17 protein-coding genes and 1 tRNA gene are annotated in these 23,457 nt (G+C 46.4%); 13 read left to right on the top strand and 5 right to left on the bottom strand.

The window, feature by feature from the left end:
- The first annotated feature begins 413 nt into the window (after positions 1-413).
- The 9 genes from B4G81_RS09250 to B4G81_RS09210 all read left to right on the top strand — a co-directional run bounded on the left by B4G81_RS09250 (position 414) and on the right by B4G81_RS09210 (position 13,854).
- Positions 414-4,847: a hypothetical protein gene (locus B4G81_RS09250; RefSeq protein WP_294081798.1), complete on the top strand. Its 4,434-nt coding sequence runs from the start codon at positions 414-416 to the stop codon at positions 4,845-4,847.
- Positions 4,848-4,906: 59 nt separating this feature from the next.
- Positions 4,907-5,386: a helix-turn-helix domain-containing protein gene (locus tag B4G81_RS09245; protein WP_294081795.1), complete on the top strand. Its 480-nt coding sequence runs from the start codon at positions 4,907-4,909 to the stop codon at positions 5,384-5,386.
- An 80-nt stretch (positions 5,387-5,466) separates the two neighbouring features.
- A complete protein-coding gene (locus tag B4G81_RS09240; protein ID WP_294081793.1) occupies positions 5,467-6,048 on the top strand; it encodes a DUF3575 domain-containing protein in 582 nt (193 codons plus the stop codon).
- Positions 6,049-6,058: 10 nt separating this feature from the next.
- Complete coding sequence (locus B4G81_RS09235; protein ID WP_294081791.1) at positions 6,059-7,516, top strand: DUF3868 domain-containing protein; 1,458 nt, start codon at positions 6,059-6,061, stop codon at positions 7,514-7,516.
- Between the two features lie 68 nt (positions 7,517-7,584).
- Positions 7,585-9,198, top strand: coding sequence for an Mfa1 family fimbria major subunit (locus tag B4G81_RS09230; protein WP_294081789.1), 1,614 nt, complete (start codon positions 7,585-7,587; stop codon positions 9,196-9,198).
- Positions 9,199-9,370: 172 nt separating this feature from the next.
- On the top strand, positions 9,371-10,378 hold the full coding sequence (locus tag B4G81_RS09225) for a FimB/Mfa2 family fimbrial subunit (RefSeq protein WP_294081787.1): 1,008 nt from the start codon (positions 9,371-9,373) through the stop codon (positions 10,376-10,378).
- A 44-nt stretch (positions 10,379-10,422) separates the two neighbouring features.
- On the top strand, positions 10,423-11,829 hold the full coding sequence (locus tag B4G81_RS09220; RefSeq protein ID WP_294081785.1) for a fimbrial protein: 1,407 nt from the start codon (positions 10,423-10,425) through the stop codon (positions 11,827-11,829).
- A gap of 31 nt (positions 11,830-11,860) precedes the next feature.
- A complete protein-coding gene (locus B4G81_RS09215) occupies positions 11,861-12,946 on the top strand; it encodes a fimbrial protein (protein ID WP_294081783.1) in 1,086 nt (361 codons plus the stop codon).
- Positions 12,947-12,993: 47 nt separating this feature from the next.
- On the top strand, positions 12,994-13,854 hold the full coding sequence (locus B4G81_RS09210; RefSeq protein ID WP_294081781.1) for a leucine-rich repeat domain-containing protein: 861 nt from the start codon (positions 12,994-12,996) through the stop codon (positions 13,852-13,854).
- 160 nt (positions 13,855-14,014) lie between these two features.
- On the opposite strand, the gene B4G81_RS09205 is transcribed toward B4G81_RS09210, so the two are convergent.
- From B4G81_RS09205 to B4G81_RS09185, 5 genes are all read right to left on the bottom strand, one after another.
- A complete protein-coding gene (locus tag B4G81_RS09205) occupies positions 14,015-15,604 on the bottom strand; it encodes a PQQ-binding-like beta-propeller repeat protein (RefSeq protein WP_294081778.1) in 1,590 nt (529 codons plus the stop codon).
- 154 nt (positions 15,605-15,758) lie between these two features.
- Positions 15,759-15,832 (bottom strand) — tRNA-Ile (locus B4G81_RS09200).
- A gap of 167 nt (positions 15,833-15,999) precedes the next feature.
- Entirely contained in the window at positions 16,000-17,853 is a 1,854-nt protein-coding gene (locus B4G81_RS09195) for a 4-hydroxy-3-methylbut-2-en-1-yl diphosphate synthase (protein ID WP_294081776.1), read from the bottom strand.
- 83 nt (positions 17,854-17,936) lie between these two features.
- The gene (locus B4G81_RS09190; protein WP_294081774.1) at positions 17,937-18,317 is read right to left on the bottom strand and encodes a VOC family protein; all 381 of its coding nucleotides are present in this window, start codon (positions 18,315-18,317) and stop codon (positions 17,937-17,939) included.
- Between the two features lie 128 nt (positions 18,318-18,445).
- A complete protein-coding gene (locus B4G81_RS09185; RefSeq protein WP_294081772.1) occupies positions 18,446-19,174 on the bottom strand; it encodes an MBL fold metallo-hydrolase in 729 nt (242 codons plus the stop codon).
- 219 nt (positions 19,175-19,393) lie between these two features.
- Here B4G81_RS09185 and B4G81_RS09180 point away from each other — a divergent pair, with 219 nt between their 5' ends.
- The 4 genes from B4G81_RS09180 to B4G81_RS09165 all read left to right on the top strand — a co-directional run bounded on the left by B4G81_RS09180 (position 19,394) and on the right by B4G81_RS09165 (position 23,453).
- A complete protein-coding gene (locus tag B4G81_RS09180; RefSeq protein ID WP_294081771.1) occupies positions 19,394-20,080 on the top strand; it encodes an MIP family channel protein in 687 nt (228 codons plus the stop codon).
- Between the two features lie 227 nt (positions 20,081-20,307).
- Complete coding sequence (locus B4G81_RS09175) at positions 20,308-21,165, top strand: enoyl-ACP reductase FabI (RefSeq protein ID WP_294081769.1); 858 nt, start codon at positions 20,308-20,310, stop codon at positions 21,163-21,165.
- Positions 21,166-21,267: 102 nt separating this feature from the next.
- Positions 21,268-21,876, top strand: coding sequence for an L-threonylcarbamoyladenylate synthase (locus tag B4G81_RS09170; protein ID WP_294081767.1), 609 nt, complete (start codon positions 21,268-21,270; stop codon positions 21,874-21,876).
- 11 nt (positions 21,877-21,887) lie between these two features.
- Positions 21,888-23,453, top strand: a complete 1,566-nt coding sequence (locus tag B4G81_RS09165) for a S41 family peptidase (RefSeq protein WP_294081765.1) — start codon at positions 21,888-21,890, stop codon at positions 23,451-23,453.
- Positions 23,454-23,457 lie beyond the last annotated feature (4 nt).

The following is a 23,457-nucleotide window of genomic DNA, read 5'->3' as shown; positions in this document are numbered from 1 at the left end:
TACACATCCACAATCACCCTATATTGCCATAGAGTATAAATAGAGTGCCTGCAAACACACCCGCGAAGTGTATTTGAAGTGTGAGAATATTTCTCATGGATTCCGAATAACTATAGTTTTGCTGCCTTAATCCCAAAACCTACAAAGCTCAATGACGAGTGGAGTAAGATCCATTGAGTTGAAACTAAAACAACCAACCTGTAATTATGAAAAAAGAAAATTCTTTCTTTTTTACCCTAACATTATTATCTGCTATGACATTTTTTGTCATGTCCATTTTTAATAATGTTAATGCACAATTCCCATAAGTTTTGATTATATCAGCAAGCAGGACGGTAGTTATACTTCCGGTTCCACATGGTTCGGAGGTTACCGATGCGAGGAGAGTCACTATAAATTAAAGTAGCACTAGAATGATTATTTTCACAGCAAAAAAGAAATCGCTTTTATTGGCAATGGTACTGGGATTATTTTCGTCCGGTATCTTTGCCCAGACGGTTACAGTTGTAACAACTCCCACATTCTGCGAGGGTGATGGCAAAGCCGCTTTCACCGTGCGGAACGCAAAGGTGGGCGCCACACTCGATTTTATACTCTACAAGTTACCCGACACGAGTAATCCTTACCGGACACCCATCTCCCAGGTAGAAGCAACCGCAGCAACCGTAACGCACACCGAAGACTTTCTGCAACAAGGTAGCTACACGGTGCAGGTAGTGCAAAATTTCGAGGGGGAGATCGCCAACCTGATCCCCGTTGACTTCAATGTCGGTAACAATTTTGTGGCCATCCCCACGGCAAACATAACCATAACACCCAAGCTTGTTTGCGGCGATAAGAGTGTGCTCACCGTAAATACAGGCACAACCGGCAGGCCCGTCCACTACGAACTGCGCGACCTTACCGGGGCGGTTATTTATCCTTTCCAAGACTCCCCGACCTTTACGGAACCGGTCGCATCGGGCACCTATCGCGTGGCAGTGGAAGACGCTTGCGGCAACGTGGTAACGAAAGATGTGCCCGTAAACCCGCTCATCGCAACAGTGAGGCCTTCAAACGCATCGCTATTTGTTTCCGGCAACCTCACTTCCTGCAACGGATTTAGTTTTACTCAAAGCATAGGAGGAGACAGAGGGGGAGCCTACTCACCTTCATATATTCTTGATTACCAATATCCCGTGGAAGTGTATATGAAAGCAACGAAAACAGCTACCGGAGAGGTCATTTATGAAGAAACCCGAGTAGTAAGCAATTTTACTGAAACGCAAATACCGGTACATGTCGGGAATGTCAACCCGGGAGATGCGTTGAATTATACCGTCACCACAACGGATGCCTGTGGAAAAGTGGAAACACGACAGTCGAACTCCACCTATCAACCTGACTATAGCTTCGGTAGTTATATTGGCAATTGCGGGAATAGGTATTTCAAGATACACAACTTCAGTTATTTTTACGTGGGTGCGGAGACCACGGTAACGTTCGACAGTTACCCGTCCGATTTTAAACCCTGGGAGTATAACGACGATTTCGCCGACGGGGAATACAGCCATACCTACACCTCGTTGGAGGAAGCGTACACAAGCGGTACAGAGATAGCATTCGGTTCCGCATCCCATCCGGTGCCATTCGGGAATTATACAGTTACCGTTACCAATGAATGTGGAGTTTCCAAAACGAGGACTTTAACAATCACTCCCCCTACTACTAAACCAACTCTTTTTCAAGCCTCTAATCCCGACTGTGAGGAGGGATGGTACAATATCGGGTTCTATTACAACAACACAACCGAAGTTGTCAAAGTTATCGTAACCGAAGCACCCCAGGCATTTATCGATTCTTACGGTCCGCTGCCTTTTGACGCATCGGCGTATATTTTTGAATCCAACGGCAGGATGGCATTCAAGATGAGAGTGCCGGAGGGTGATTATACATTCTTAGTAACCAACAGTTGCGGAGAGGAGATTACACAGACAGTGTCCCTCCGGAGCAAGGTAGTAGAATTGACATCCTCAAATGTCTCATACACCCGTTATTGCGGAAGCTATTTTACCGTAGCGGCATCGGCTACCATGACCAGTTCAAATAACGCTTCAAATTCATATTATCTTCAGAAATGGTATCCGGAAAAGAATGCCTGGGGGCATCCCACTACGGCGGTTACCGGCGATGTACCGATTCGCAATGAATCCTGCATGAAATTCTCAACTAATACACCGTTCTACGTGTCCGGCGATTTCCGGGTAATCACCTTTCCTGTGTTATCTCGTTTCGTCGGTGGTACTAATAACTATACGGACACGGAATGTCCCAATATCTGGTTTGAACTGGACAGGTTCACCATCCCCGAAGGATCCATCGCCCTGAACGACTATTACACCATCGGCTGTGAATACGGAACCTATAACTTGCTGATAGATGCCACGGGCGTGGGCGATCTCAAATATGAAATTATCAGCAAGGACGGACAGGCATTCCCCGTAAACAACGGAAACGACCCCGTCTTCACCGGTCTTGCCCCGGGAGAATACACCGTAAGGATTACCGACTCGAAGTGCGGCGACGCACTCACCGCCAACCTGAAACTGATTACCAACAAACTGCCGGTCATCAAGTCGCAGGAGCTGTGCGAAGGCAATGACGGACGGCTGTATGTCAACGGCGCATCGTTCCTTACGGTGGAATGGTATAAGAATGGGACACCCACCGGCATTACAGGCCATTATTACCCATTTGCCCCTTACGATGCCGAAGCCGACAAAGGTCTGTACGAAGCACGGCTAAGCTATCCATCCAATTCCAACTGGTGCAGTAGCGACGGAAATACGACTATTTCTTTCGACTTGAAACCCTCCATCACCAACGACGCACATGCGGGCACCGGAAAGACAGTCACCATCGCGCGGAGCGATTTCGATGACGGGCTGGTCAACCTGTTCGATTATCTGGAAGGAGAATACGACAAGCACGGAGAATGGATGGATATGAACGATACCGGTTTCCTGTTCGGCAATATGTGGTATGTAAAAAACATGCCGGGAGGAACCTACCAGTTCAAATATGCGGTGGAAGGTACCTGTACGGCTTATGACGAAACGATTGTCACCATTACCCTTATCGGCTCCAACTACTGGCACGGCACCATCGATACCGACTGGGCTAAAACCGGTAACTGGACGGCCAACTATGTGCCCGGCGAAGGCGAAGACATCGAGTTTGCCACCGCCGCCAACAACGGCGCGCTGGGTGGGGGCAATGGACAGGGTCCTGCGAAGAATCACCTGCTGCTCGACCAGGACCGCATCATCGGCGACCTAATCAACGATTCCGATAAGGATTTGTGGGTTACCACCGATAACCAACTGGTGGTAAACGGTGAAGTGAAAGATGGTAATCCTTCAGCCGGAACCATCAGGGTAAAAGCGGATCCCGAGAACAAAGAGACAAACGGTACGCTTATCTTCGCCAACCCCGAAAGCAACTCAAATGTGCAGGCAATCGTGGAATTTTACAACAAGGCTTATGAATGCGACAATTGCGGTTTTTATCGCAACCAGTGGCAGTACTTCGGCATTCCGGTACAGCAGGCGGCATTTCCCGCCACCGGAAACGAAACGGTGAACCAGTGGTCGGAACCGACCAACGGCAACAAATGGATCACACCTGCTTCTCCCATGCAGAAGTTCAAAGGCTACCAGATTACCCATAACGCCACTATCCCGCCCTCTCATATCTATGATTTCAAGGGAACACTCAACGTGGGCAACGCCCTTGTCACACTCTCGAAAACACCGATGGTGAACTATTCAGGTGCCAACTTGGTGGGTAACTCCTTCACGGCGGCAATACCCATCAATTCCGAGGCATTGCAGTTCTCAACCGAAATTGGCGACAAGACGGTGTATCTTTTCAATACGGGAACACGCGACCAGTGGCGCAAACTCAACGGCGGAACTGCAGACGGTCTTGCCGCAGGACAGTATCTGGCTGTACCCATCAACCTTGCCGGGCAAGTAGATTTGCCAAACATGATTCCCTCGACCCACTCCTTTATGGTATTCGCCGATCCGGCGACGATGCTCACCATCGACTATAAAAAGTTAGTAAAGAACGAATTGATTAATGATGCAACGGGCAACAAGATTGCCACCCGTTCGGCATCGATACCGGCTCCGGCGGGAAAAACCTCCACCGTGCAACCATTGCCTTTCGTACGCATCGACATCATCGGAACGGCATCCGCCGACCGGATATGGATATTCAACAAGCAGGGAACCACCCACGGCTTCGACAGCGGTTGGGACGGCAGGAAAATGGAAGAGGACGGAATAGCCCAACTCTATGTGTCGGCGTCCGATAACAGCAAATTGCAGGTGGCTACTGTACCCGACATACATAATACATCCGTAGGATTTGTAGCCGATGCCGATGGCAAATACACGCTGGAATTCTCGTTGTCTGAACAGTTGAAAAACGCAGAAGTCTATTTATACGACGAGGTAACAAAGACCAGGGAACGCATACATAACGGTGTATCCTACACTTTCGAGACGAAAAAGGGAGAAACAGCAAACCGTTTCCGTTTGCTGAATGAGACACCCCTCTCACAACTCTCGCCCGACGAGGAACTGATCAACGTCACGACCACAGCCGACGGAAAAATAATAATCACCAACCGGAGCAAAAACGACTGTTCAGCATTTATCTCGGGTATAGAGGCTCCTCAGGAACGGATAGAAGTGAAAGCGGGCGGGGAAAAGACCATCGACAGTCTCTCCAAGGGTATCTATGTCGTCCGTTTGCAGAATGCGGAGATTACCGATGCAAGGAGAGTAATCATAGAATAATAAAATGATTGGCATGGTTGATTCGTAAAACTATATGGTGAACTAAAAAAAAGGATTGAATGGAAGTGAATGAACAAATAAGGAAAGAGACCGAAAGCAAGTATTTGCTGACGGATGTGGCATCCTGCACCTTCACCTTCTCCGACGGGATGAAAAGTAAGATAACCACATCACCCGACAAAGAGGTCGTTCTTCTGAAACTGATTCCTCGCACATCAAAATCAAAACGGTTCGAGGATAGTGTACTGAGCAACTATATGTCGGCAAAAAGCATCAAGGAGTTGGCAAAAATGTGTGGTTATGACTGTTTAAAGACATTTACACGCCATTTCAAAAAATGTTTTGGGGAAACACCTTATAAATGGATGCTCGACCAAAAAATAGAAGAGATACAACCGCTTGTACTTAAGTCGGACTTCACCATTACCGAGATATCCAGAATGTATGGTTTCAAGAATGTATCGCACTTAGTGAATACATACACCAAAAAATTCGGTGTTTCTCCACAAAAAGACAGACTTTCTAAAAGAGCTATATGACGCGCTGTCTCATAAAAATAGTATGCAAAGAATATTCCGTTAAAAGCTACTGAGTTAGTATATCAATTAATAAATATATTATGTACAAGATTAGTCACAAGTTTCTTTTAGTCATTTTGGCGCTGGCGGCCTCCCTTCCGGGAGCATTCGCGCAAAAGGTGGCAATAAAAAACAATCTTCTTTACGATGCTACCGCCACTCCCAACCTGGCGTTGGAGATGGCATTAAGCCGTAAGATGACCCTGGAGCTGGGTGCAGGCCTCAACCCGTTCACCTTTTCCGACAACAAGAAAATCAAGCACTGGCTGGCACAACCCGAGTTACGTTGGTGGACCTGCGACGTGTTCAACGGCCACTTCTTCGGCCTGCATGCCCACGGAGCGCAGTTCAACGTGGGCGAATGGGACATCCCGTTGGGGCGCTTGGACAAATTCAAGGAGAACCGCTATGAGGGGTATCTCTACGGGGGCGGCATCAGTTACGGCTACCAGTGGCTGTTAAGTCCCCGCTGGAACCTGGAGGCCGGCATCGGCGGCGGTTACGCGCGCATCCATTACGACAAGTATCCCTGCGCCAAGTGCGGCACCAAGCTCGACAAGGGCAAATATAACTACTGGGGCGTGACCAAGGCGGCGGTATCATTAATTTACATCATTAAATAAGAAAGCGGAAATGAAGACAAAGAATATCATATACCTTATCATCGCATTCTTCACGGCCATTCCGGGGGCTTATGCCCAGGATGCAGACCTATCGGGGATCGCGATAGAGAATCTGTTGACGGTGAAACAGCAGAACCGGCTCTCCGTTTCGTTCGATATTTCGATGGACGCATTGCGAATGAAGAATAACAACATGTTAGTGTTGACTCCCGTGTTAAGATCCAATGCCAACAACCTCGACGAGGTAGCTCTTGAGCCCGTGGTAGTGGCTGGCAAGAAGCGTAATAAGATACTGAACCGCAAGCAGCAGCTGGGAGAAAAACTCCCATTGGCCGGCAAACCGGTAGCATGGCTAACGCGCAGGAACAACACCAGCCAATCGGTACATTATACCATGGAGGTGCCCTTCCGTGAGTGGATGCAGGACGCGTCGCTATCATTAGTACACGAGGTGTCGGGGTGTGCCGACTGCATGGGCCTCGAAGGTGAGCAATTGCTTGTAGGAAATATCCTTCCGGCACCCTACAGCCCGGTATATAGGCTGACATATATCATGCCCGAGGTAGAGGAGAAAGTCAGGAGTGACCGACATACCGCCACCTTCAACTTTGCGGTGGACCGCTGGGAACTCCGCCGGGACTATAAGGACAACGCTGCCAAGTTTAATGAAGTAGACCGGATCGTGAACGATATCCGCAACAACGCCGATTTGGAAATTACCGAGTTCACCATCGACGGTTACGCCTCTCCCGAGGGAAGTGCGCCACACAATCAGATGCTGGCCGAAAACCGTGCCAAGGCGTTCGCGGACTACTTAGTGTCGAAATTCGATATCGCTCGCAACCGCTTCACAGTCGGCGGACATGGTGAAGACTGGGAAGGCTTACGTAAGGCGGTGGCTGCATCTTCTCTGGCAGACAAGCAGGCGGTGCTCGATATTATCGACCGGGTATCCAACCCTGACGCCCGTGACGCCGAGCTGATGAAACTCTCGGCAGGTGCAACTTACCGTACATTACTCAACGACTACTATCCGTCGTTACGCCGCACCGAATATGTGGTGGCCTACAACGTGCGCGGATTTGATGTGGAGGAGGCGAAAGAGATCATCAATGTCAACCCTAAACTATTAAGCCTAAACGAAATGTACCTGGTGGCACAGAGCTACCCGGTGGAAAGTGCCGAGTTCAGCGAGGTATTCGACATCGCCGTGCGGCTCTATCCCGACAGCGACATCGCCATCCTCAATTCCGCATCGGCCGATATCGAAGTTGGCAATATGGATGCTGCCATCGCAAGGATGAACAAGATCGGTGACAATCCCAAGGTATGGAACAACCTTGGCGTGGCGCACGCACGCAAGGGCGACTTCGACAAGGCGAAGGAATACTTCGACAAGGCCGCCGGACAAGGTGACAATGATGCCCGCAAAAACCTCGAGGAGCTACGGAAAGCATCTGAAAAATAACCAAACAACATAAAGACAAAATAAATTTTAGAGACCAGACATTATTATTCATTTTTAATTTTCAAAACATGAAGAAATTAAGTAAATTATTATTGATGGCCGTAGTAGCCCTCGGAGTGGGGTTTACGGCATGTAACAGCGACGACATCGACGTCCCGCAAGGTGGCAAGAAAGGTGATACCCATGTGAGTGTCTCGCTGAGGTTGGCGAAAAATGCCGAAACCCGCGCATTACCGAATGATTATAACTATGTAGGCAAATGGGGAGGAAACGACGAAATCACTTCCATCATCGTTTTTGTTTCGGATTTTACCGAGGTTGCCTATAAAGAATATAAGGTAGGTGCCGGAGAAGCGTATGAAATGGAAGGCGATGTGGTTACACCAAAGACGATAGAAGCTGCCATTGAAACCTCTGCCGGTTTGAAGGAGGTATTTGTGCTGGTAAATGCCAAGGCCGATGCTAAAACTTATTTGGGTGTTACGGGACTTAGCGGTACCCTCACCAGTGCGGGCAGCTTTAAAACAAAATATACGAATATCCTTGCATTGGAAAACTCTTTCTATGAAGCAGGCAGTTTTACAGTGAATACCTCCGCGATGAAACTGGCTGGAGTGAATGCCGGTAAAGATGAAATTATGATGACCAACGTCGAACCTAAAAGCATCACTGTTGCAGCAGGTGTGGATGAGTCTGAAACCCTTGCAGGAGCAAACCGGGTAAGCCTTGAAGTGGAAAGGGCAGTGGCACGCGTGATGGTCACGACAAAAGCAGATAGTTATGTTGTGCCTACCGCCGATGGTTCAGATAAACTTGGTGATGTAAGTGATATCACCTGGGTATTGGCACAGGGCGAAAATTCACTCTATGTACAAAGAAAACCGACTTGGGAAACTCCCAATTATGGATGGGTGCCCGGTGTAAATGGCGATTTCATTGCTGATGCAGGTGAAAAATACGACTATTCCGGTCTTTACGAAAACTATGATGCCGCAACCCAGTTTGGCGGCACACCTGTGCCGAATATTACGGATTACAGTACAGCTCCTGCAATTGGGACTGAAAGCATCCTGAAAGGTAAGTTCATCCTTCCCAATACACATGAAGTTGGCGTTGAAGAAACATCTAATTATAAGAAAGGGAATACCGCTTACGTGATGGTAAGGGCCAAATTCACCCCCGCTAAATTTGCCGACGCAGACTCAGTCGCCACATACAGTGATGGAACATTCTGGTTAGGTGAAGACGGTAAATTTTATCAAAACGAAAATGCCTCAACCCAAACCGTATATGATGTGAACGGTCCCGATCCCACTGTAGTCCTTTCTTCCCAAACAGCCAACAAGTATGTGGGTGGCAAAGTGATCTATTATGCGTGGGTAAATCCCGATGAAGTTCCTGACTGGTACAATTCTCCGGTAATAAGGAACAACATCTATCACATCCATATCACCGGTTTCAAAACCATCGGAACCAACTGGAACCCCTTGTTCCCCGAAGATCCGGATAACCCGAAATCTCCTGAAGATGGTGGAAATCCCGACCCGAAACCGGAAGGTCCGGAAGGTCCCAACCCGATTGATCCGGAAGAACCGTTGACTACTCCCAAGACATTCATGAGTGTGGATGTGACTGTATTAGAATGGGATGTCCATTCTTATGAAGTAGATCTCGGAATTTAATAACACACAAACGTTAGAATAATCAAAATGCCCGGGGGAGGAAACTCCCCGAAGACTCTCCCGGGTTTTTAAACAACAACACATTTTCCCGACAGATACAGCATTCTTGCATTCATGACACCCCGGGAAAAAACGACAAACATTAATTGAAACAACTTTCAAAACGCAACGAATGATGAATTTACAAAACAAGATATTGATAACGCTGTTCGCGTTGGGAACAATTTTCTGGGGTTGCGACTCTCTGATCTATGATGATCTGGCCGATTGTCCCCAAGGTGTATATGTGAAATTCTACTCAATGACACCTTGTGCGTCAGATTCAACGTTCTTGGGGAGCGTTGCCTCGCTTACCCTGTTCGCGTTTGATGAAAACGACAGGCTGGCTACTTCCGTCACGCAAAATAATGTGACACTGGACCGTGACTACAATGTACTGATGCCCGTGTCTGACGGGAAATTCTCTTTTGTGGCATGGGCCGGCGTGAATGATAATTTCACCTTGGGTTCTTTCATTAACGGCACCACCACGAAAAAGGATGTGATGCTCACGTTGAAAACTGCCTCCGGCGTGGCTGCCAACCTGAGCAGCACACGGGTATGGCAGGGCGAAAGTCCCGTGGTATTCCTGCCCGACCCTTCAGAATATGCCAGCTTCTATGAATATACCGCCGTAAACCTGCAGGAGATAACCAACCGGATTACATTGGTGGTGGAATTCGACAAGGCCTCCATGGAGGAGAAAGATATTAAGGACCTGGACGCGGAAGTATCCGCCGCCAATGGAACGATCAATATAGACGGCTCCATGCCGGCCGGCAAGGAGGTATTGAAATATACATCCGACTCCGCTCCGGCGTATAGCGTCAACGAAAGCAACGGCAACCAAACAGTCACCTGGAATTATAACCTGCTCGACTTGAAGACCGGATTCTTCAACAATCTTTATCTTTCTTATAAAGATGACGAAGAAGAGGGTTCGTTCTTTGATGGCGACCTGATCGGCAGCATCCTGTTGACAGCGGATGAAAAAGGAGGGGTGAACCTCGACTGTGACAACGATTTCACCATCAGGTTTGTCATCCGCGACGCCTGCGTGACATGCTGGACACATATGAGTTGCGACATCTGGATAAACGACTGGCAAGTACATAGCTATAGTACTTCTTTGGGAAATTAACTCCTGATATTTAAAATCAAGGAAAGATCATGATGCAATTAAAGATGAAATATATAATGCTTACCGCTCTCATCCTCGCCTTCGCGGGGTGCGACAAGCTTATTTACGACGAAAAAGAATCCGGTAATGAAATGAAGGTCTACCTCTCGGTGAACGTGCGGGCGACTCAAGTCACGAGCAGGTTAAGAGCTACCCCTTCCATCAATACGGATGTCACCCTTTACGAAGACAAGGTACACCATCTCGCCATGCTGATATTCGACAGCAGCACCGGCGACATAGTGGGTGCCCCGTACTTTAAGAATAGTCTCGGGAGTGGAGAATCCACGTATGCCTTTACGGCAGAGTTGACTGCCGGGCAAACGTGCGACTTCTATTTCGTGGCCAACCTGCCGGGATTGAAAAGCACTTTGGAAAGTATTACCACCAGGGAGGAAATGAATACGTTTATGGACACCCTTCGCGACCTGGATCACATGCATTATTCAGGAGCGAACTACGATAACGGTTTTCCAATGGCACGTGTGTACCGCAACCAACCTATCCCGGCAGGTGGGTCAATCTACCAACCGCTACCGTTCAAGCCGAAATATACGCAGGGAGGCACAGTGGCTATCCTGACGGGTAGCGGCATTGAAACCGAAGAACCCTATGTAATGCTTACGCGCATGGTAGCGAAGTTGGAATTGGTATTTAGCGGAACGGACCTGGCCATCGCCGAAGTGAAATACCACAATGCTTTCCGCCAATACAGCCTGGTTGAACAGAATCCACCCATCCCTTCGCCCCAGTATCATGCCGATGCGACGCTGGCGCCTGCAGCAGCCGGTGGCAGCACCTATCTCTACTATATGCCGGAAGCGCTGCTCCCCACTTCCTCCACGTGGACAGGGGCGGCCGACCATAAGCCTATGAATTATTTTTCGGTGAAAACCACGGACGGCGCCGTCTATGAAATTCCCATCGTTTCCTATGGAATTCCCGGTACCGACCCGGATGTGACACCGGTAAAACCCTTCGACGATTATTTGAAATTCGCAACCGGCGGCCTTACAGACAAACCCGACTACAATATCTACCGTAATCGGCACTATAAATTCACGATCAAGAACCTGCAGAAAATTGAAATCTTCTACGAGATAGACCCGTGGGTGAAAGTAAGCAAATCGCTCTACATGGGCTATGGTTACAATGTGGAAGTGGACGGAACAAACATTACCATCAGCAACACGATACTTGCCTGTGCCCCGCATGGGATAGTTTTAAAAACAATTGATCCATATAGATTTAGCGATGGTTCTAATGAAAAAACATTCAAAAACGGGGTGGAAGCGGATGCGCTGGAACTCACCGCTTCGGAAACTTACACATTAAATACTGAGCCTGACGGAGGAGATGAATACCTGGAAGTATGGTACAACGGTGATCTGGTGACTACTTTTAAGAAATAAATGACGAGTTGTGAATTATAAGTTATAAGTTATGAATTATACACTATACATATCTTTATGGATTACCCTGTGGATGGGCCTCTCTTTCATGGCCTGCTCCGGTGACGAAGTGGTGATACCGGGCACGGATGAAAGGGTGGAGATTACGTTCAGGATTGACAATTACACGAAAGTGGTGACTTCTACAAGAAGTGCTTCCAAAGCGGTAACCCGTGCGACGGATATCGGAAGTACCGAAGAAAGCCAAATCGACGACCTCTACCTTTTCCTCTTCAAGAGCGACGGCAGCGACCCGGTAAAATATTATATCAGCACTGCTGGCGATTTCACCTACAACAGCAAGAGTGGCAACTGGGACAAGACCAACGGCAAGATTACACTGAATATGACGCAGGCCGAAGCAGGCACAAGGCTGGTATATATTGTGGCCAACTGTGCCGATCTAAAATCCAACCTGGATGCTGTGACAACTGTTTCAGGCACCGGAACAACCGCATTGCAAACCGTATTGCATACGACACCTACTCCCTGGTCGCTGACTACGCCCCTACTGATGTCGGGGAATGCCATGCACAATTTTATTGAAAACCGTGTGCTAGGAAGCGGCGGCACCAACCCTAAAGTAAAATTGACGCGCGCCCTCGCTAAAGTGGAATTGAATATCACACTTAAAACGGAACACCAAAGCAAACCGGTCGTAAAAGAAGGTGATTTCAGTGATCCCAATCCCAGTTTGACGGATAAGCCGCAGTATCATTACGCTTTCCTGAATTTCGACAAGAATACATATCTGTGGAAACCCGGCACGAAAACGGGAGACTTGACAGCTCCCGCAGCAACGGTAGACCTCCACTCTCTGAGCGAATCGGCCTGGGTAGTATGGAATACTTTGGGAACTTACACGCAGGATAGCAATGGAATTGTCACAACACTGAAATTAATTACCTACATCAACGAAAGGGATGAGGAAGCGGGCAAACCACTATCGTCAATAGGGATAAGCATGCCATATACAGGACCTAAACCGCCGCCTGAATTCGGGCCCGATATCTCCCAAATCTTCCTGCCGAAAAAGATTGAACGGAATCACTGGTATGTGTATGATGTTGAATTATAAGTGGATTTTCTTCGTTCTTAGTTTTTGATTCACAAATTTTCAAACAAATGAGAATAAATAAAATATTTGCAGCTTTGAGTATCCTTGCCATTGGTGTGGTGAGCTGTACACAAGACGATTTTGGCGTACCCGGAGGAATCCCGACCCCCGGAAAATCAGGTAATGTGATTTCATTATCTACCGGCCATGCCGACGGCTTGGTGAGCCTTGCGGTTGATGCTCTCCCGGCCGACCGGCCGGGCGTATGGATTGACCTCGACGGCAATGGGCTCCGTGCCGAAGACGGCACAGAGGATATCTCCTCGTTTAACGTCTATCAGGATTACAAGCTATCAGCCGGCAAAAACACGTTTACGGTACATGGAAATATCACCTACTTTGCCGCCGCTTCCAATGAGTTAACCGCACTCGACGTGTCGAACAGTCCGCAATTGCAAACACTGAATATACAGGATAACCGGATTACTACACTCGACCTGTCCAAAAACACGGCACTCACCCGGCTGGATTGTTCGACGAACAGTCTCAACACGCTCGACGTGTCCGAAAACAGGGAGTTGATCTCACTATGGGCATTCGATAATCAACTGACCGGGTTGAACGTGTCGGGGAACTCCTCCCTTGCTTTCCTCGATTGCTCCGGAAACAGCCTCTCTACGCTCGACGTCACCGGGAACAGCGAACTGGTACGCCTCTTGTGCCACAATAACCAGATATCCTCTTTGGATATTTCACAAAATAAAAAACTTAATCGGCTCTGGGCGTTTGGCAATCCCATTTCGTCAGAAGAGATGGAGCGTATGATCATTTCACTACAGAAGGTGGCAAATGGAAGTTTGTGGATTGCCTATGAACAGATTGCTGCCGGACAGGAAGAACAACTTATTGAGAAAGGGTGGGCAATGTGAAGTGATCGAGTAGTGAATTCCTTTCAACGCTACAAGTTTCAGTATTATTGCTCTGTCGTTTTAATAAATGGCTGGAAAATTGTCGATACCCGCAATTATAGTATTCACGGATACGACAGTTTGACAACAGAAAGGGATACCTCTTCTACCCGAATGAATCTCAATCACCTGAATCCGGCATAAATCGGGTGACCTGTTTAAAAATGGATTGCCAGAGAGAATCCGGTACCGGTTGGTCCAACCGGCTGAGATCGATCTCCGAAAAAGAATCTTTATCAAAGAAATAAAGCTTATCACGGTATAAAAACATCTCACCGGATGCTTTCAATGCCGCCACCGGATTGTCCGAAGCATCGAGCACTACAAAATCGGCATCGTTATTTGTGATCAACGCATACCGAGAATTTTCAGTCGCTATATGATACAGATCGTCCCTGTCATAGGCGAATACCTTCTCCAGGCTGTCGGTCAGCACAAAAACCCGTCCTTGGGTGGTCATCATCAGATTGTAATTGGAAAACTCGGACATGAGGTCTGTGAATTCGGAATCGTTCCGTTTCCAATATATCCCCGACTCTACAAAAGCATCTAAGTGCTCATCTTTCTGCAGTTCAATCACTTTCTCCTTTATCAACGTGCCATCTCCCAATCGATAAAAGCCGATCTTATCTTCAAAGACCACGAACAGCATATCGTTTACCACCTGAAAATTACGGATAAACTCTTTCTTTTCCTGGATAAGGGTAAGATATAACCGATTACCGGTCTTCAGATCAAATGCCGCGAGATAGGGGTCTCCAATCATAGAAAAACCGCCGTTGTATTGCGCATACCCCCGATTAATCATATACACCACGGAATCGACGAGAAACAGGGATGATTTCGAAGTAATTTTCTCCGGCAATGGAGTAGTCCACAAAACATTCCCGGCATTATCCACCCTGGCAATTTGATCACGAGAAGCCAATACGATGGATTCATCGGGGTCGATCAGCATATTCGACACCATATCGGAAGCCACGTCAGGCTGGTCCTGATAAGTATATACACCGGTAAACACACCAAGAAGGAGACCAAATGCATTGACACCGATCATCTTCCCAATCTCTTTTTTTGTAGTATTTGCCTTGTATGCCCAACCCGCTCCATTTACAAGATGGACAGCCCGGAGACCATTGGTTGAAATCAACAATACGGAATCATCCAGCATATATGCATCATCCCAACCGAATGAACGGTCGAGATCCCTGTACCACAGTTCTTTTCCGTTTGATAAATTGACAGCCGTCAATTTGTTCGACATGGACTGGATGGGATATCCCACGCCGATATGCAGGGAAGGTTCTATAAAATAAAAATCATTCTTATTCTCCCACAACACCGCTCCCGTTTCGGGATCAATGCAGAGGTTTTTCTTCTTGTCGGTAAGAAAATAGTAGCTGCCCTGCTGTTTCAGTTCCGAGGAGTTATAGTTTACCTCCCTTACCCATTTCAACTCTTTATCCCACAAGCCGACCATGTTAAGCGTTCCACCGTTTTTGAATGACGTCCCTTTCTTGTTGGTCTCCCTGAGTTCAAGCAATAAATTATCCGAGCCACCATCCCAGTGCCATCTGTATATTTTAGCAGGAGTTTCGTAACGGGTTGCCGTAACGGGAAGGCCTGTCAGAGACGACATTCCGGCGATGGAATCTTTGACTGAAAACCATTGGCTTGGTGTCTGTCCAAAAGCCGCTCCTAGAAAACACATGAGTATTAGCAATAGAACAAACGCTCGTTTCATAAAAGAGACCAATTAAGAAGATGATTTTTCACGACAAATGTAAGAAAAAATCAAAGCCGCCCCACCATGTATGCACAAAAAAAGAGTTACCCTCACAGGCAACTCTCAATTCAAAAGAATGTGGTCCCACTTGGGCTTGAACCAAGGACTCCCTGATTATGAGTCAGGTGCTCTAACCAACTGAGCTATGGGACCTCTCTTTCAGCTTTTAGTTTCAGCGAAAGCGGGTGCAATATTACTGCTTTTTTCGGAAATTTCCAAAAGAAATGCCAATAATCATTTTATCTTTAAACATATCCTTTCCTGAATGCAAACATATCTTATGCCCCTTCTTCTAAAACGGGGGTCCATGCCTCTCCTGATCAGTTCCTTTCAGGTTCAATCCAGTCGCCATGGTCTTTGATCAGTTGGATCAGGCGTTCTACAGCTTCTGCCTGGGGAATATTTTTCTCTACCAGTTCCTTCTTCCGGTAGAGTGATATCTTTCCATGTTCGGCCCCTACATATCCGTAATCGGCATCGGCCATCTCACCGGGTCCATTCACAATACAGCCCATCACCCCTATTTTCAAGTGCTTGAGATGAGAGAAATGCTGTTTTACCAAAGCAACAGTCGTCTGCAAGTCGAATAATGTCCTTCCGCAACTGGGACAGGAAATAAACTCGGTTTTGCTTGTCCGCACGCGTGCTGCCTGCAAAATACCGAAAGCATACGCATCGAGATCGGTAATATCTATCTGCCCCTGATTACTTATCATAATTCCGTTACCGAAGCCATCGAGGAGAACAGTACCGAAATCCACGCCGCCTTTCACCTGAATATCTTCTGCCTCATCTTCGGCATAATTCCGCTGAATGATGACCGGCACGCGGCAGCCTGCATTCAATAACGCATGAAAGAAAGCCCTTTGTTCGCCTACACCGTTCTGATGACCCGTAGTAAGAATCACCGCTATTTTGGGCGTCTTCTTCAGGAAAGCCATCACCTCATCCGAAAGGTCGGGATAGGAAATCCTTAAAAACTTCACTTCTGCGTTGCAATCGTTTATTTTATCAAGGGAGTCGCCCGTAAAGAGTGGAAAATTATCTATCCTCTCTTCCCAATAGGGATAATCGATAATAGATTTCATTCCCTTCGGGAAGTTAACCGGCATACGGTTTCCCACATAAATATAATCGGGGATGAAATGCGGATTGATCGACATGTCATCGATTTTACTCCTGTCGGATATTACCACCGGTAGATATTCTCCACCGATATTCCAGACACTGTCCGTTTCACGGCGGTCTGTGGAATAGGGAGAGAAGCCGGGATAAGCACGGCCTTCTATTGGCGTATGCCCGTTTCTCAGGTTTACATAATCCACCAATTTCCTGGCCACGGGCACTTCCGCTTCGGGGTCTTCGCTCAACGAAACACGGATGGTGTCCCCCAGACCGTCGCTCAACAGGGCACCGATGCCCACCGCCGACTTCATCCTACCGTCCTCTCCGTCTCCGGCTTCGGTCACTCCCAGATGGAGCGGGAAATGGATATCCTCCTTGTCCATAGTGGCGACTAACAGACGTACGGCATTGGTCATCAACAAGGTATTGGAAGTCTTCATCGATATCACTATATCGGAAAAATCTTCTTCCATGGCGATCCGCAGATATTCCATACAGGATTCCACCATCCCTTCGGGGGTGTCACCATAGCGGCTCATGATGCGGTCCGACAGGGAACCGTGGTTCACGCCGATACGCACGGCCGTTCCATGTTCCTTACAGATACGCAGAAAAGGAACTACCTTCGAACGTATTTTTTCCAGCTCCTGTGCATACTCCTCATCGGTATACTCCAACTCGGCAAAAGTTTTTTGCTTATCCACGAAATTACCGGGATTGATACGTACTTTCTCGGCGATGGTGGCTGCCACCTCCGCCGCACGGGGATTAAAATGAATATCGGCCGACAGGGGGATGGTATATCCCTTATCCCTCAGTTGCTGATGTATCTCCCGTAAATTATTGGCTTCGCGTACACCCTGCGTCGTCAGGCGGATCAGGTCGGCACCGGCAGCGATGATGCGTTCGCACTGCGCCACGCTGCCCTCGGTATCGAGCGTATTGGTACTGGTCATCGTCTGCACGACAACCGGATAGTTTCCACCCATGACTAGATTTCCCACATGTACATCGATGGTAGGGCGACGCTTGTAATTGAAAAAATCCATACTCTTAAGAGACAAAATTAAAAACCCAAATGTTTCAACGCATTTTTTTGAACGGAGAAAAACGCCCGGGAATATTTTACTGATTACTTCTGCAAAGGTAATACTTCAATCCAGTATCCGTCGGGATCAATGATAAAATAAAGCCCCATTGTATGATTTTCGTAACACACACAGCCCATTTCCTTATGGAAAGCCCTCGTCTCGTCATAATCTCCTTCCACACGGAGACATAGGTGCTGCTCGTTATCACCCATATTGTAAGGCCTGTCCCAATCGCGCAGCCATGTGAGTTCGAGTGTAAAACCCGTCACCCCATCACCCAGATAGACCAGTATATAGGATCCGTCGGATGCTTCTTTACGGCGGACCTCTTTCAGGCCCAATGCCTTGTCATAAAATTCAATACTCTTTTGTAAGTCAAATACATTGATGTTGTAATGATCGAATCTTGCTTTTATTTCCATAATTTTTTAATTTTTTAAACTGTTGAATTATTTATTGAGAAGTTAAGAAACCAAGAATTCGCTTACGCCGTTTTGCAATTCACTGTCATTTGTCAATTAATAAACTCTTGGTCCTAAAATCCCAAACCCTACATCCCAAATTTAAATGATTGTCCCGGATGAAACAGCGGCAGGTATTGGCAGTTATACCGGGCAGCAATCTCCCCGAACCGGTTCACTTTATCGTAATTCTCGCCAAAATGCATCGGCAGGAAGAGATCAGTTCTTATACGTGACACAAACTGTTCCGGACCCCGCATAAATTCTTTTCCCAACCGGGGATCTACAGGAAACATTGCCAGATAAATACGATTAACTTGTTCCGCCAACAATTCCAGTTCACATAAATAATGATTTTCATAAGAAAGCGCCTCTTCCGTGCTTACCTCCTCACTCCAATGCCAGTTGTTCAGATCACCGGCATGAAAAAACTGTCGTTTATTGTGCTCCACCAAGAAAGAACCTCCGACGTCCGTCGATCCAAATGCTTTTATCATAAGCCGCTGATCACGATATACCTCTTCTTTTTCGAGATAGAGAGCATCCTCCGCCTTTGACACCCCGCTCTCCAACAACTCCTTGGAGAAAATATAGCGGATATTCTTTTTCCGTTCCTTCCAGGAAAGAATTTCAGGATTAAAATGATCGTGGTGCGAATGCGAACACAACACATAGAGCTCCTCCTCCTTATTGAGCAGCCAATCCCTCACCCATTCTGAACCATCTTCACGGGGCACATCCTTATAATAATCGAAGAGCATTGAAAACCCCTCGAACTCAATCAGATAGCAACTATGATATATATAAGTGATTGTCATAACTGAAATTGTTACCATTAATAACAACTAAACGGACAAATGTTCAACGGGTTTCACATAAAATTTGGTAAAACAGGAGAAACTTAATGTGAATAATGAAAGTAAAAAAAGTGTGGAGCCAATCCCCATTTTTATGCCTGATTAGAAAATTATTACAAATTAATTCCTTTCTTTGCAGTGCAATATAGTATATGTTTTACTAAAAAATATCAAAAAGCAATGAAGAAGTATTTGGCAGAAATGATCGGTACGATGGTACTGGTATTGATGGGCTGCGGCGCAGCCGTATTTGCAGGGACAGGGCAACCTTTTGATTCCGTAGGCACATTAGGCGTTGCGTTTGCATTCGGCCTTTCGGTAGTGGCTATGGCATATGCCATCGGCAGTATTTCGGGATGCCATATCAATCCGGCCATCACCTTGGGTGTATTCCTCTCGGGCAGGATGAGCGGTAAGGATGCCGGCATGTATATGGCTTTTCAGGTGATCGGAGCTATCTTAGGTTCTTCCATCCTCTGGTTTTTGGCAAAAGATTCCGGTTCCACCACCACCTTCACCGGTGCTAACAGCTTTGCTGACGGGCAGATGAGTGTAGCCTTTGTAGCCGAAACGGTGTTCACTTTCATCTTTGTACTGGTTGTACTGGGAGTGACCGCCAAGAATGGCCTGAATAAATTTGCAGGCTTGGCTATCGGCTTAGCATTGGTCTTGGTGCACATTGTATGTATCCCCATTACGGGAACTTCTGTAAATCCCGCCCGCAGTATCGGTCCGGCAATTTTTGAAGGAGGAGCCGCATTGTCTCAACTCTGGCTATTCATTATCGCACCCTTCCTTGGTGCAGTCATCGCAGCGATTGTCTGGAAAGGAATTACAGTGGAAAATGAAACAGTGAAAGTGGCATAATTTTTTACATCCAACGTTTGAAAAACGAGGGTGAATCTGCAAATGATTTGCTCTCGTTTTTTTATAAAAACGAGCTTACTGAAAACTTATTTGCTTACTGAATGTTTATTTATTGCACATTTTTTGTAAATTTGCGCAGTTTTTCGAAAGAGAATCACAGCAAAGTTCAATTGCATAGATACATTTCGTGATTGGACTTTACATGGAAGATCAAAATTGAAATAATTATGAATCACAATTTATTAAAAGGAAAAAGAGGTATTATCTTCGGCGCGTTGAATGACCAGTCCATCGCATGGAAAGTAGCCGAGAGAGCCGTTGAAGAAGGCGCTATCATCACTTTGTCGAATACTCCTGTAGCAGTACGCATGGGGGATACAGCCCAATTGGGAGAGAAGCTCAATGCAGAAATCCTTCCTGCAGACGCTACCAATGTAGAAGACCTAGAAATGGTATTTTCCAAATCGATGGAAATATTGGGTGGAAAAATTGATTTTGTACTCCATTCTATCGGTATGTCGCCTAACGTGCGTAAAAAACGGACATACGACGATCTCGACTACGATATGTTGGCCAAAACCCTCGATATCTCAGCTATTTCCTTTCACAAGATGCTTCAGGTAGCCCGTAAGTTAGACGCCGTTGAAAGAAACGGTTCGATGCTCGCACTGACCTATGTAGCAGCACAACGTGTTTTTTATGGATATAACGACATGGCCGATGCCAAGGCGTTACTTGAGTCTATCACCCGCAGCTTTGGATATATCTACGGGCGTGACAAGGGGGTAAGGGTGAACACCATCTCGCAATCACCGACAATGACCACCGCCGGAAGCGGGGTGAAAGGGATGACCGATCTGATGGATTTTGCTGAACGGATGGCACCCATTGGAAATGCCGATGCCGACGATTGTGCCGATTACTGTATTGTGATGTTCTCCGATCTCACCCGTAAGGTCACCATGCAGAATCTCTACAACGACGGCGGTTTCTCGAGTATGGGTATGAGTCTCCGAGCCATGAAGCAATACAGCAACGGGTTAGATGAAAACCGCGATGAGAACGGCAATGTAATTTACGGATAAGTATCACCATACTATGAATAAAATAGCTTTGACCTATACGGTTGAAGCTATTTTTTTATACATCTGAGCTATAATCCATTTTTATCACGTATATTTGCCGCTATGCTTCTGAAATTATATAATGAGAACCCGAATCCGCGGGAATTAGAAAAAGTGATTTCCGTGCTTCATGAAGGAGGTATTGTCATTTATCCCACCGATACTCTCTACGGCATGGGATGTGATGCATTAAATGTGCGAGCGGTAGAGAAAATATGCGGGTTGAAAGGGATTAATCCCCAAAAAAGTAATTTGTCGATCATCTGCAACGATTTGAGCATTATCAGTGAATATGCCAAGGTGAGCACTCCCGTCTTTAAGCTGATGAAGCGGAATCTGCCCGGCCCCTTTACCTTTATTTTGCCCACTACCTCATCGCTACCCAAGATTTATAAAAACAAGAAAACCGTAGGAATTCGCGTGCCCGATAATAATATCATCCGTGAGATAGTAGCGCAACTCGGAAATCCGGTGCTAAGCACATCTGTAAAGGATGAAAATGATGAAATGGAATATACCACCGATCCCGAACTAATCCACGAGAAATGGGGAGAAATTGCCGATATCGTTATCGACGGAGGTTTCGGAGGAATTGAACCCTCCACGATAGTGGATTGTACTTCCGATGAACCGGAAATCATACGACAAGGCAAAGGGATATTAAATATCTAAAATATTATAATATGAAACGAATATATCTTCTTTTATTTTGGGGATCAATAATTGGCATTATTCATACCTCTTGCGAAAGAAGTGATGAAAATGGCTTATCGGATAAGGATTCCGCAGTTGTATCCCAATTTGTATATGACGGTTTATCCACCTATTATTTTTGGGCAGACGATATGACAAGAAAAAAACCCACATCCAACGATACCGATCCGAAGGCATACTTCAAAAAAGTCCTCCATAGCACAGACTCGGAGCATGGATGGTCCTGGATCACAGATGATGTAAATGCGCTTCTTGCCGGGTTTTCAGGCACAGACCTTTCGTTTGGTTACGATCTGGAGTTTATTGAGGATAAGGAGGGCAACAATACTGCTTATGCTTTTATCAAATATGTGTATTCCAACACACCAGCAGCAAAAGCCGGGTTAAAACGACTCGACTTAATCAAGGAACTCAATGGGCAACCTATCAAAACCGAAAGACGGGATGGAGATACTTATGTTGCTTCCAGTGCTATAAATCTACTTTATGGCAATAATACCGTCACATTCAATATCTATAAATTCTCAGAAGATCAAATCGTTCACGATAAGGAAATAACCATCACACCTGATAAGAGTGCGAAAAATCCTGTATTATACGACAATGTGTATGAAATCGGAGATAAAAAGATCGGTTACCTGTTTTATACCGACTTCTATGACAACTATAATAATCACCTGTTTGAAGTATTTCAAAATTTCAAACAACAAGGTATAACCGACTTGGTATTGGATTTACGCTATAACACCGGGGGAGCCGCATCCGCAGCCCTCTACCTGGCTTCTTTGATCGCACCGGAGAGTGCAGTGAAAGCGAATTCCCCCTTCGTTATGATGAACTACAACAAACTGTTGAACTCATCTTTCGACAAGTGGTATAATGAAGCAAAGCCGGCAGATAAGTATAAATACGATAGAAAACAGTATTTAGGAGAATACGATCAACGGGTAGAGGCAAATCCTATGGAAGCGAATCTCGATTTGGACAAAGTCTACATTATCGCTACAAATGGCTCCTATTCCGCTTCGGAACTGATTACATTCTGCCTAAAATCCTATATGGATGTGGTCCATATTGGGAGCAAGACAGGTGGAAAATACACAGCTTCATGGACGATTCACGGATATGACGACGACTTGGGAGTACCTGTATACGATTCCCAAAAATTATCCTCTAAAAATAAGGAAGTCCTGAAAAATTGGGCGATGCAACCTATTGTGGCACAATATGCCAATTGGGAGGGAGAAAGTTTCAGTAATCCAGGGTATCTGGCTCCCGATTATCCATTGGAAGAGGGGTTTGGCAAACTCATACAATGGACTCCTATTGGTGATCCCAAAGATGTCTTATTGGGACAAGCCCTTTACTTGATTTCAGGTGACCCCGATTACCAGCCCAAGGAGATCAGATCGATAAGCATCACCCGGTTAATTAGCCGGAAAGTAGCCAATCCTATAGATATGTCTAAACCCGTAGTTATCGAGCACAATTTGACTACTGAGGATTTCTTGGAATTGAGGGAATTACAAAACTAAAATT

It is taken from the genome of Proteiniphilum sp. UBA5384 (genome assembly GCF_002410825.1).
Lineage (GTDB): Bacteria > Bacteroidota > Bacteroidia > Bacteroidales > Dysgonomonadaceae > Proteiniphilum.
The sequence above is the reverse complement of the archived record's forward strand: the minus strand, read 5'-3'. Positions and strand labels throughout refer to the sequence as shown.